Below are 12,040 nucleotides of genomic sequence, written 5' to 3'. Positions count from 1 at the left end.
CGGGCCCCGCCCGGCACCGACCCGGACTACCAGGTGAAGTCCGGGTCGACGTGCATGCACTTGGTGTCGTCGGCGCCGTTGATCGCGTCCGCGGTGGACGGCGTCCGGTCCGACTCCTCGGGCGCCTTGTACGTCGTACCGGACCGCCAGTCCGCGCCGACGACGAGCGTCACCCCGGAGACGTCCGTGGACTTCTTCACCGCACTCGTCGGGACGCCGAGGACCTTGGCCACCCGCAGGGCGTCGCCCTTGAGGTCGACGCTCGGGTAGCGGATCAGGGTCTTCTCCGCGGCCGTCGCCGTCGTCCGGTCCGCCGCGGCCTTCGTGAAGCCCTTGCCGACCAGGAGGCCGGCCACCGTATTCGCCCGGCCGGTGACCGGGGCGAGGGTGTCGGTGCGGGTGCCGTTCTCGACGGTGATGCCGATCTCGTCGTCCGCGGCGGCCTCGTCGGAGGTGGTCGTCTCCTCGACGGTCTTCTTCTTGTCCTTGCCGTCGAGGGCGATGTCCTCGCGCACCAGCCGGAACAGGGTGTCCGCGTCCTCGGTGGGCTCCACGCGCGCGCCGACGTACCGGTTCGGCATGGTCGTCATGGTGATGCGCTTGGTGGGGACCTGCTTCAGCTCGCCCGCGAGGTCGTAGAGCTTCTTGACGGTGTCGAGGCCGTCGTCGACGGTGAGCGCGTTGGTGGCGGCCTCCGCGAGGCTGCGGAGCTTGCCCGGGTTGCTCAGGGTCGCGTTCTCGCGGAGCTGGCGGACCATCGAGTTCATGTACATGTGCTGGGCGCGGGCCCGGGCGAGGTCGCTGCCGTCCTCGAAGCCGTAGCGCGTGCGCAGCCACTGCAGGGCCTGCTTGCCCTTGATCGACGTCGTGCCCTCCTCCAGCTTCAGGCCCGAGCCGTGGCCGCTGGAGGTGTGGGAGTAGATGTTGGCGTCCACGCAGACCGGGACGCCGCCGATGGCGTCCGCCATCGACACCACACCCGAGAAGTCGATCATCATGAAGTGGTCGATGTGGATGTCGGTCAGCTTCTCCCAGGTCGCCACCGTGCAGCCGGGGCCGCCGCGGCCGAGCGACTGGTTCGTCATCGTGCGGCCGGTGGTCGCCGGGTACACCGTGTCGTCGTCGGGGTCGGTGCACTTCGGTATCTGGAGCAGGGTGTCGCGCGGCATGCTCACCACCGACATGTTGCTGCGGTCGGCCGAGACATGGACCAGCATCTGCACGTCCGCGAGCGGGGTGCCGTTGAAGGTCTCCTTGGCGCCGCCCAGCTTCTGGTTCTCCTCGCTGTCCCGGGCGTCCGACCCGATCAGCAGGATGTTCAGCGGCTTCTGTCCGGCCGCGTTCGCCTTGGACTCGGCGGCCCGGTCCTTCTCGTCGCCGATGTTCAGGGCATCGTTCTTGATGTTGCCGTTGAGGTGCTGGTAGTAGAGGTAGCCGGCACCCGCGGTGCCCAGGACCACCACCGACAGCACGATCGCCGACCAGCGCAGGACACGCCGCCCACGCTTGCCGTCGCCCTTCCCGCGCCGCCTTCCGCCGTCTCCGGCGGGCGGCGTCGGTGCCTGCGGTGTGAGGGACATCGTGTCCTCCACCGCGGGCACCTCTCCGCGCACGCTTTGCGCCAACTCCTTGCCCTCCCCACCCTGCGCCAGAAGGCGGACCTCGTGCCGCCCCGCCGGGCCTCCCCTTGCCCGGCGGGCAGCTGGTCGACTGTGCGCCCGGTCCGCCTGGTCGGAAGCGTACGCGAGCGCGGCTCATCATTCTTCAGCCAGTTAGGAGTTCGCTGTGGGGGAGGGGTTTCCCTCGGTCGTCCCCCGCAGCGGACTCCTACCACTGGTACGGCGGGTACACGTCCATGCACTTGCTGTCGTCGGCCGCGTTGATCTCGTCGGAGTTCTCCGGCACGTCCCCGGCCTTCGGGTCGGACTGCTTCGGGTACGTCGTGCCCTCGCGCCAGTCGGCGCCCACGACGAGCGTGATCCCCGAGACGTCCGTCGACTTCTTCACCGAACTCAGCGGAATCCCCAGGGACTTGGCGATGCGCTGGGCGTCACCCTCCAGGTCCGCGCTCGGGTAGCGCACGACGGTCGCCTCCTCGGAGAGCCCCGGCGTGGTGTCCGCGGTGGCCCGGGCGAAGCCCTTGCCCAGGAGCACGTCGGTGACCGTACGGGCCCGTCCGTCGGCCGGGCCGAGGGTCGAGGACCGGGTGGCGTTCTGCACGGCGACCGCGATCTGGTCGTCGGCGGCGGCCGGGTCGTCGGAGACCTTCTCCTTGGTCTTCTTCTTGCTGTCCGCGCCCTTGTCGTCGAAGGGCACGTCGTCGCGGAGCATCTGCCACATCTTCGCGGCGCCCGCGGGCTCCGGGAGCAGGTGGTTCCTGTCCTGCGTGTCCTGGATGTTCGGCATCGTCGCCATGGTGAGCCGGTCCGTCGGCACCGACTTCAGCTGCTGGCCCAGGTTGTACAGCTTCTTCGGGGTGCCGATCTCCTCGGAGACCGTCAGGGACTTCGTGGCCGCCTCGGCCAGGTCCATCAGACGCCCGCCGTCGGTGAAGACGTTCTGGCTCTTCAGCGTGCGGATCATCGAGTTCAGGTACATGTGCTGGGCCCGCGCGCGCATCTGGTCGCTGCCCCACGCGTGCCGGGTGCGCAGCCACTGGAGCGCCTTCTTGCCCTTGACCTCGTGCCGCCCCTTGGTGAGCCGCAGGCCGGAGCCGCCCTTCTGGGTCGCCGTCGGGTGGTCCCACACGTTCTGGTTCACACAGACCTCGACCCCGCCGACGGCGTCCGCCATGCGCACCACGCCCGCGAAGTCGATCGTCATCCAGTGGTCGATGTAGACGCCGGTGAGGTTCTGCCACGTCGCCAGCGTGCACCCCGCCCCGCCGCGCGCCAGCGTCGTGTTGATGATGCCGTTGGTCGCCGGGTACACGTGGCCCGTCTTGGGGTCCGTGCACTTGGGGATGTCGACGCGGGTGTCGCGCGGGATGCTCACCACGGCGGCGCTCTTGCGGTCCGCGGACAGGTGGATCAGCATCTGCACGTCGCCCAGCGGCGGGTTGCCCCGGTTGTCCTTGCTGCCGCCGAGCTTCACGTTCTCGTCGGAGTCACGGCTGTCGGAGCCGATCAGCAGGACGTTCAGCGGTGTCTGCCCGGCCGCGTTCGGCGCGGTCTTCTTCGCCTTGGAGTCGCCGCTGCTGCGCTCGCCCTTGCCGATGTTGTCGCTCAGGTGCTGGTAGTACAGATAACCGGCGCCGGCCGTGCCGAGTATCAGCACCGCGAGAGTGGTCGCCGACCACCGGAGCACGCGGTGTTTGCGGCGTGGTCTCGCCCGGCGTCGGCCGTGTCTGCCGCCCCCGCCGTCCCCTTCGGTCGCCCCCTCCGCGACCCCCGGCTGTTTCTCTTCCTCCCGGACACTGCTGTGGCTCATCTCCCCGTCCTCCCCACCCTCAACGCACCGAACAGGCCCGCCGTACGCCCTGTTAGACGTTCGACAGGCCTGTCTGGTCACACTTCAACTGTTCAACGGGCACCGTTGCCCGCGGGTTCGGCGCTCAGCTGGCGCACTTCACCTCGTTCGCCGTGGTCTTGTCGACGTTCGTCGGCGCCGCCGAGGAGTTCATCTTCACCCCGGGCCCCTTGAAGTCCTCGCCCAGCGTCAGCGTCATCGTCGGCAGCCCCTGGGAGTTGGTGACGCTCTTGCCCGGCTTCATCATCGAGCCGGTCAGCCCCAGGATCGAGGCGAGCCGGCGGGCCTGATCGGCCTGGTCCGGGGCGTACTCCAGGGTCGTCTTCGCCTGCGACGCACCGGCGTTGCCCGCGTTCTCCGACTTGGTCACGCCCGCCTCGGTCTGGAGGTAGGTGAGTTCCTCCTGCGCGCTGCCGGCCGCGGCACCGCCGTTGAGGATGCGCACCCGGACCTCGGAGGCGTCCGACTTGGTGCCCTTCAGCCGGGCGGCGACGGCGGCCTTCTCCTTCTTCTCCTGGGCCTTGACCTCGGTGAAGGAGGTGTCGCTCTTGATCATCTGGAAGACCTGCGGGGCCCGTGAATCGTCGGGCACGACGGTCGCCTTGATCTTCTCGGCCGGGTTGTCGACCACCGGGACCGTGGTGAAGGTGATGTTCTTCATCGGCACCTTCTTCAGCTCCAGGGCCACGTCCTTGAGCGTGCTGGCCTTGCCGATGCCCGTGTCGACGGTGAGCGCCTTGGTGGCCGCGTTGGCCAGCTTGATCAGCTTGGTGGGGCTGGTCAGGGTGTCGCCGGAGGTCATCTTGCGCATCAGCGAACTCATGAACTGCTGCTGGACCTTGATGCGGTCCAGGTCGCCCTGGTTGCCGAAGCTGTGCCGGGTGCGGACGAAGGCGAGAGCGGTCTCGCCCTCGATGGTGTGCTTGCCGGCGGACAGCTTGAGGTGCGAGTCGGGGTCGTCGACGTCCTTGGCGAGGCAGACCTCGACGCCGCCGACCGCGGTCGTCAGCGTCTTCACCGCGTTGAAGTCGGCCATCGCGAAGTGGTTCACGTCGATGCCGGTGAGCTCCTCGACGGTCTTCATGGTGCAGCCGGGGTTGCGGCCGCTCTGGCCGAGGCTGGTGTTGAAGCGGACGTTCTGGGTGCCCGGGATGACCCCGTTCTCCCCGTCGCAGTCCGGCACGTCGACGATCAGGTCCCGCGGAATGCTCATCGCGGTCGCGTTCGTCCGGTCCTTGGAGACGTGCAGCAGGATGTTGGTGTCGGCGTGTCCGACACTGCCCTTGTCGCCGTAGCCCTCGTTGCCCGACCCGGTCCGCTTGTCGGTGCCGATGATCAGGATGTTGAAGGCCTCGTCCTTGCTGAAGCCGTCGTCGGCCACATTGCCGACGTCCTCGGTGGTGACGTTGCCCTCGAGGTGCTTCAGGTACAGATAGGCGGCACCGGCCGTGCCGACCAGCACGAACGCCATCACGCCGCCGGTCCACAGCAGTATTTTCTTGCCGCGGGCCTTCTTCTTGACCGGCCGGCGGCCGCGCCGCCCGGGCGGCGGCTCCTCGGGCGCACCACGGCGCCGTCGCGGTCCCGGCACGTCACGGCCGGGAGCGTCACGGCCGGGGGCGTCCGCGGGCGACGTACGGCCCGGCGCGGCTGTCCTGCCGCGCGGTGTTCCGGAAGATCCCGCCGGTCGAGAGGCGGATCTGCTGCGGGGCCCCGGGACCGCTGATTGCGGTGCGGAAGGAGTCAGTCGCAGTTCGTATTCACCAGTGTTCGGATTGAGTACCCACTGGTCTGCGGGGTCGATGTTGTCCGCCCGCCCACGGCCTTGCGCGTCCACGGTTGTCTGAATCCTCCGTCGGGGCCACGCGGCGCCTTACCCCCCAAAGGCGCTCGGGTCTCGGTCATACAGTGCACGACCCCAGGAAGGACCTCGCGGCCTGGTGCACCGGATCGCTCACACTATCCGGCCAGTTCATCTGCAAGCGGCGACGGTGACAAATTCCACGTCCCTACAACTGGGCAATCCGCCCATTTCCTTGAACAGATGTGCGTCGCCTTGGGAATTGCTTTACTCGCAAGTGTCCTCGGCGGCGGTGTTCCCGCGGAACGTGGGCGCGGGCGAAACGGCGGCGGCGGGCCCGTCGGGCCGCCTGGTACCGGACTTTCCGTCGTAGTAGTCCCCGTACTCGTCGTAGTCGTAGTCGGACGACTCCTCGTAGTCACCCGCTTCTTCTTGCGAGCCGTCGCTCGAATTGGGGTTTTTTGTCGGGGAATCCTGTGGAACTTCCTCGGCGACCGCCACCGGCGCGTCCGTGCGCAGCCGGGCGAACAGCTTCTCCGCCTCGGCTTCCACGAGCTGGTCGCGGTTGGCGTTGTGGACGTACGACTCCCGTGGCACGGTCAGGAATTGCACACGTTCGGTGGGGATGTCGCGGAGCCCGCGCACGAGTTCGTACAAACCGCGCAAGCTCGCCAGATCCGGATCGGTGGTGAGCGACGAGGTGGCCGCGTCCAGCACCGGGTAGAGCTTCACCGGATTGAGCAGGATGTCATTGCTCTGCACCTTGTTGACGAGCGCCCCGAGAAACCGCTGCTGCCGGTCCATCCGGTCGGTGTCGCTGCCGTTGCCGAGTGACTTTCTGGCCCGGACGTACCCGAGGGCCTGCTCGCCGTTCAGCGTCACCCTGCCCGCCGGGAGCCGCAGCTTGGCGGCCTTGTCGCGGATGGGTTCGGTCAGACAGATCTGTACGCCGTCCACCGCGTCGACCATGTCCTTGAAGCCGTGGAAGTCGACGACCATGTGGTGGTCGACGCGGATGCCGGTCAGCTTCTCGACGGTCCGGATGGTGCAGGCCGAACCGCCCTTCTGGAAGGCGTAGTTGAACATCGCGAACATCGGCTCGGTGCGGCTGCCGTCCGGCTGGAGACAGGCCGGCACGTCCACCATCAGGTCACGGGGGAGCGAGACGGCCGTCGCGCTGCGCCGCCCGGCGGAGAGATGCAGCAGGATCGTCGTGTCCGACCGCTCGGTCCCCGAGTCCCGCCCGTAGCGCGCGTTGCCGTCCCCGGAGCGCGAGTCCGAGCCGATCAGCAGGATGTTCTGCGCGTCCTCGACGAGCGCGGTGGGCCGCTCCTTCTCGTACCGGGCGAGCTCCGCGGCGGCGGCGTCGTCGGGCGTGATGTTCCCGTCGAGCTTCGCGTAGATCGCCCAGCCGGCCCCCACGGCCGCCACGAGGACGACTCCCACCCCGATCGCCCCGCCCCGCAGCCACCACCGCCGACGCCGCCGTATCAGCCCCCGCCCCGTCGCGGACGACCCCGCTCCCGGACCGAGGATGCCTTTGGAGGGCGTGCCTGCGGTGTCGGTCACGGTTGGGTCCACCCCTCATGGCGTACGAGCGTGTGGTGCGGGTCGCTCTTACGACCATGGCGCGGATGGGGGGAGGGGGCGTGTCGGGTTGGGCCGGACGGGGGACTGACGGGTCCTTCTCGAGGGCGGAGTGGATGGCGCCGTCAAGGGGCGCGGGGAACCGCGCGACCAGCCCCGACGCGCCCGCACCCGCCGGACGGCGAACCCTGGCAACCCCCCCTCAGCGCGCCGTGGCCGTCACCCGCTCACTCTCGACCCGCTTCGCCAGCCCTTCCTCGCCCAGCCGCTCCAGGTTCCGGCACAGCACCACGGACCCCCCGGTGGCCAGCGGCGAGTACAACCCCGCGCACAGCCCCTCCCAGGTGTCGTACGGCAACCCGGACAGCAACCGCGACCCGGGCCCCGCAAGCCCCAGCCCGGAGGCCTGCGCCGCCGCCCGCTCCACGACCTCCGCCCCGCTGAACTCCCGCCCGGCCACCACGAGCGCGGGCTCGTCCGGGTCGACCGGCGCGAACGGGGCGAAGCGGTCGCCCTGCCCCGGCACCTCGACGGCGTAGTCGGCGAAGCCCTCCGGGGTCTGCGGGAAGCGTCCGCCCAGCGGGCGCAGGGCGAGCGCGATCCGGGAGCCGGAGCAGGCACGCGCCGCGTCCAGCGTGTCCGGGCCGCTCACCACGATGTCGGCCGCCTTGGGGTCCCCGGCGACATCGGCGACCACGCCCACCGACGAGCACGCCAGCAGCCACACCGCCGTCTGCCAGTGCGCGGGCAGCAGCAGCGCGACCCGGTCGCCGGGCTCCGCGGAGAGCTCGCCCTGAAGCAGGTTGGCGGTCTTGGCCACCCAATTGGCGAAGGTGGCGACGGACAGTTCGACGCGTTCGCCCGTGGCGTCGTCGTAGAAGGTCACCAGGGGGCGTCCGGCATCCGCGGCGAGCGCGGAACGCAGCAGGTCGGCAGGGGTGCGATCGGTGGCGTTCACCCGGGCAAGCGTACGCGGGGGCACCGCGGGGCGGCGAGGGACCGGCCCGCTGCCGGCTCACCGGTTCGGGGGAACGCCAGCCGACGCCCCGTCAGTTCCCGGATGGACAGATATGTATGACTATGTCCAACATCGTTCGCATGCGTGGATTTCTTGCTTCCTCGATCGGTGTCACGTGCGCGGTCGCCCTCGCCCTTCCGCTGACCCCGCCCGCCGCCGCGACCGTCGCGCGCCCGGCGCCGAGCGCGGAGGCGGCCGTCCCCGGCAGTACGCAGTCGCTGCCGCTCACTCCCCTCGGCGCCGACCGCTCCCTGGGCTCCGCCGCCGTACAGGGCCTGCCCCGGCGTGACGTGCACCGCTTCTCTATGGTCGGCGTCGTCTGGGACGACCCGGACACGGCCCTGCACGGCCGCGTCCAGGTACGCGCGCGTACCCTCGCCTCGGGTACGTGGTCCCCCTGGCAGGACGTCGAGACGCACTACGGCGACGACGGCGCCGACCCCGGCACCCCCGAGCGCGCCCCGGGCCGGGTGCGCGGGGCGACCGCACCGCTGTGGGTGGGGGACTCGGACGGCGTGGAGGTGCGGGTACGGGCCGGCGCCGAGACCCGGGAGGTCGGCGCGGCGCCGAGCGCACTGCCGACGGGCCTGCGCCTGGAGCTCGTCGATCCCGGCGAGGCCGCCGTCCCGCAGGGCGCCCGCGTGGGCGGTCCGCGGGCCGGCGGAGGAGCGGGCGCCGAGGCCCCCGAGACCGTCGCCGCCTCCGCCGCCAACGCCGACCTCGTCGCGCTCGGCGCCACCGAGATCCCCGCCCTCGACCGCGCGCAGACCGAGCGGGAGCTGTTCGCCCTGCGGGCGGGCGAACTGACGGAACGGCAGCGGGCGAAGCCGAAGATCGGCCCGCGCCCGCGCATCGTGACGCGGCGCGGCTGGGGGGCGAACGAGAAGCTGCGCGAGAAGAAGTTCGTCTACACGAAGAAGGTGAAGGCCGCCTTCGTGCACCACACGGCCACCGGCAACGGCTACCGCTGCTCCCAGGCCCCCTCCGTCATTCGCGGTATCTACCGCTACCACGTCAAGAGCATGGGCTGGCGTGACATCGGCTACAACTTCCTCGTCGACAAGTGCGGCCGGATCTACGAAGGCCGCGCCGGGGGAGTGGCGAAGCCGGTCCTGGGCGCCCACACCCTCGGCTTCAACACCAACAGCATGGGGGTCGCCGTCCTCGGCACCTTCGGCTCCGCCCGTCCGACGTCCGCCGCGGTGAAGGCCGTAGCCCGCCTGACGGCCTGGAAGCTCGGTCTCTACGGCGCCGATCCGAGCGGCAAGACATACCTGAAGTCGGGCGGGGGGAATCTCTACCGCAAAGGCAGGAACGTACGACTGAACGTGATCTCCGGCCACCGGGACGGCTTCTCCACGGCCTGCCCCGGCCGCCAGCTCTACCGCAAACTGGGCTCGGCCCGCTCGACCGCGGCGCGCTACCAGGGAAGGTAGGAGAGGAAGGGAGAGAGAAGAGAAGGGGGACGGAGAACCACACCGCCGTCGATTCCGTCGATGCTGTCGAAAGCGCCGCACAACGGTCTGCATACACTGACCGGCCGAAAGGCAGTTCGGTCGGTCACCGGCAGGAAGCAGAGACGACAGGTGACAGAAGCGATCCTCCTGGTCGGGGGCAAGGGCACGAGGCTGCGCCCGCTGACGGTGTACACGCCGAAGCCCATGGTCCGCGCGGCCGGGGTCCCCTTCCTCACGCATCAGCTGGCGCGCGCGAGAGCGGCGGGCGTCGACCACATCGTCCTGGCGACGTCGTATCTGGCCGAGGTCTTCGAGCCGTACTTCGGCGACGGCTCGGCACTCGGCCTCCACATCGAGTACGTCACGGAGGAGGAGCCGCTCGGCACGGGCGGAGCGATCCGCAACGTGGCGTCCCGCCTCCACTCGGGCCCCGACGACCCGGTCCTGATCTTCAACGGCGACATCCTGACGGGCCTGGACATCAGGGCACTGGTGGCCACGCACGCATCGACGAACGCGGACGTCTCCCTCCACCTGACGAAGGTGACGGACCCGCGCGCCTACGGCCTGGTCCCCACGGACGAGACCGGCAAGGTCCTGGCCTTCCTGGAGAAACCCCAGACCCCCGAAGAGATCGTCACCGACCAGATCAACGCGGGCGCGTACGTCTTCCGCCGCTCCCTCATCGACACGATCCCGGCAGGAAGACCGGTGTCGGTCGAACGCGAGACCTTCCCCGACCTCCTCGCGGCCGGCGCCCACCTCCAGGGCATGGTCGACTCGACGTACTGGCTGGACCTGGGCACCCCGGCGGCGTTCGTACGCGGCTCGGCCGACCTCGTCCTCGGCCGTGCCCCGTCCCCCGCGGTTCCCGGCCGCTGCGGCGACCGCCTGATCCTGCCCACGGCGACCGTGGCCCCCGACGCGAAACTCACCGGCGGCACGGTGGTGGGCGAGGGCGCCTTCGTGGCCGAGGGCGCCCGGGTCTTCGGCAGCACCATCCTGCCCGGCGCGGTGATCGAGCCCGGCGCGGTCATCACGGACTCCCTGATCGGCACGCGCGCCAGGATCGGCGAGCGCTCGGTCCTGACCGGCACGGTGATCGGAGACGGCGCGGTGGTGGGCGCGGACAACGAACTCCGCGACGGCGCCAGGGTGTGGTGCGACGCCCGCATCCCGGCGGGGGCGGTGCGCTTCTCACCGGACCAGTAGCCGACCGCCCGGACGTTCAGGGGGCGTCTTCACGGCCCCGCACCGTCTGCGGGGGCTCCTGGACGCGCAGGCAGGGGGCTCGGACTCGCAGCGCGGGCGGATGCGTCTCGGCATCCCCCGCCCACCCGACAGGGGGCCTTGCCCTCCCAACCCTGGCCCGCATCACTCAGCCTGTCCGGCGTTTGAGGACAAGGCCCGTTCAGGGCCGACGGGGGGCCAGGGGGCGGAGCCCCCTGGGTGCGGCGGGGTCGAAGGGGCGGCAGCCCCTGGGGACGGGGACGGGTAGGGGCGGCGGGGGCGAGAACCAACCGGGCGTGACCAGCCGGGCGTGAACCAATCGGGCGTGACCAGCCGGGCGTGAACCAATCGGGCGTGACCAGCCGGGCTTGAACCCCCACCCACCCGCATTACTCACCCGCACTCACCCGCCCCCCGTCACAACCGCCCGATATCCCCCCGCGGCATCCGAGGCGCCCGCCGCGCCGGCGTCCGCCCACTCAGCAGGATCAACCGCGCCGCCCGATGCCGCTGCCCCGCATACGGCTCCAGCAGCGACAACATCAGCGCGTCATCCGCGTCCCGGTCCCCCGCGAGCGCCCACCCCACGATCCCCGGCAGATGCAGATCCCCCACGGTCACCGCATCCGCCGCCCCATGACTGCGCTGCACCACTTCCGCGGACGTCCACGGCCCCACGCCCGGCACCACCTCCAACCGGGCCTGCGCCTCCTGCGCCGGCATCCCCACCGCCTGCTCCAGCCGCGCGGCAACCCGCACGGCACGCAGGATCGTCGACGCCCGCTTGTTGTCGACCCCGGCCCGATGCCACTCCCACGACGGGATCAACGCCCATGTCCGAGGTGCCGGCATCACCCACAACCGCCCTCCGGCCGCGGGCCCCGGCGCCGGCTCGCCGAACTTCCGTACCAGCAGCCGCCACGCCCGGTACGCCTCGTCGGTCGTGACCTTCTGCTCCAGGATCGACGGGATCAAGGACTCCAGCACCAGCCCGGTCCGCGTCAGCCGCAACCCCGGCCGCCGATGCCGGGTCACCGCCAGCAACTTGTGCCGGGGCACGAACGCGGACGGGTCGTCGGCGGCCCCGAGCAGCTCGGGCAGCCGGTCGAGCAGCCACTGCGCCCCCGGCCCCCACGCCTCTCCGCGGACCTCCCCGTCCCGCCCCGCGGCGACCCGCAGCGTCCCCGGCCCGGCCGGCGTCAGACTGGCCCGCCACACCGACCCGTCCGGCATCGCCCGGAACGTCGGATCGGCGGGCCCGCGCCGCAGCGGCCCGAGCACCAGCCCCAGATCCAACGGCCACTCCGGCACGAACGTCCGCACCCGCCCCGGCGCCGCCGCGGGCCGCGGCACGCCCCCGGGCACGGCGACATGCCCACCGCGCACCGTCGTACGAGTGGGCCGCGGAGCGAACCGTCCAGCCACGAATGATGTCCCGGGTGAGATGAGTGAGGTCCTACCGGCCCTACGAGGGTAGAG

The 12,040-nt window shown here is 70.8% G+C and carries 8 protein-coding genes; 2 read left to right on the top strand and 6 right to left on the bottom strand.

Features of this window, described 5'->3' with window-relative positions:
- Positions 1 to 26 precede the first annotated feature (26 nt).
- The 5 genes from DI272_RS18195 to DI272_RS18175 all read right to left on the bottom strand — a co-directional run bounded on the left by DI272_RS18195 (position 27) and on the right by DI272_RS18175 (position 7,814).
- Positions 27 to 1,580, bottom strand: a complete 1,554-nt coding sequence (locus DI272_RS18195) for an LCP family protein (RefSeq protein ID WP_109500901.1) — start codon at positions 1,578 to 1,580, stop codon at positions 27 to 29.
- 247 nt (positions 1,581 to 1,827) lie between these two features.
- Complete coding sequence (locus DI272_RS18190) at positions 1,828 to 3,429, bottom strand: LCP family protein (protein ID WP_109496375.1); 1,602 nt, start codon at positions 3,427 to 3,429, stop codon at positions 1,828 to 1,830.
- Between the two features lie 124 nt (positions 3,430 to 3,553).
- Positions 3,554 to 5,305, bottom strand: a complete 1,752-nt coding sequence (locus DI272_RS18185; RefSeq protein WP_109496374.1) for an LCP family protein — start codon at positions 5,303 to 5,305, stop codon at positions 3,554 to 3,556.
- A 231-nt stretch (positions 5,306 to 5,536) separates the two neighbouring features.
- Positions 5,537 to 6,838 carry an LCP family protein gene (locus DI272_RS18180; protein WP_109496373.1) on the bottom strand — a complete coding sequence of 434 codons (1,302 nt, stop codon included), beginning with the start codon at positions 6,836 to 6,838 and terminating at the stop codon, positions 5,537 to 5,539.
- Between the two features lie 220 nt (positions 6,839 to 7,058).
- Complete coding sequence (locus tag DI272_RS18175) at positions 7,059 to 7,814, bottom strand: TIGR03089 family protein (protein WP_109496372.1); 756 nt, start codon at positions 7,812 to 7,814, stop codon at positions 7,059 to 7,061.
- 140 nt (positions 7,815 to 7,954) lie between these two features.
- Here DI272_RS18175 and DI272_RS18170 point away from each other — a divergent pair, with 140 nt between their 5' ends.
- On the top strand, positions 7,955 to 9,310 hold the full coding sequence (locus DI272_RS18170) for a peptidoglycan recognition protein (RefSeq protein WP_109500900.1): 1,356 nt from the start codon (positions 7,955 to 7,957) through the stop codon (positions 9,308 to 9,310).
- A 150-nt stretch (positions 9,311 to 9,460) separates the two neighbouring features.
- The gene (locus DI272_RS18165) at positions 9,461 to 10,543 is read left to right on the top strand and encodes an NDP-sugar synthase (protein ID WP_109496371.1); all 1,083 of its coding nucleotides are present in this window, start codon (positions 9,461 to 9,463) and stop codon (positions 10,541 to 10,543) included.
- A gap of 435 nt (positions 10,544 to 10,978) precedes the next feature.
- Here DI272_RS18165 and DI272_RS18160 read toward each other — a convergent pair whose 3' ends face one another.
- On the bottom strand, positions 10,979 to 11,986 hold the full coding sequence (locus tag DI272_RS18160) for a DNA-3-methyladenine glycosylase (RefSeq protein WP_109496370.1): 1,008 nt from the start codon (positions 11,984 to 11,986) through the stop codon (positions 10,979 to 10,981).
- Positions 11,987 to 12,040 lie beyond the last annotated feature (54 nt).

The organism is Streptomyces sp. Act143 (assembly GCF_003143935.1).
Taxonomy (GTDB): Bacteria; Actinomycetota; Actinomycetes; order Streptomycetales; family Streptomycetaceae; genus Streptomyces.
This window is presented reverse-complemented; position numbering and strand designations above follow the sequence as displayed.

Bases quoted from the DNA above. Each gene is read 5' to 3' on its own strand.
- DI272_RS18170 (WP_109500900.1), top strand. From the start codon at position 7,955: ATGCGTGGATTTCTTGCTTCCTCGATCGGTGTCACGTGCGCGGTCGCC.
- DI272_RS18190 (WP_109496375.1), bottom strand. From the start codon at position 3,429: ATGAGCCACAGCAGTGTCCGGGAGGAAGAGAAACAGCCGGGGGTCGCG.
- DI272_RS18195 (WP_109500901.1), bottom strand. From the start codon at position 1,580: ATGTCCCTCACACCGCAGGCACCGACGCCGCCCGCCGGAGACGGCGGA.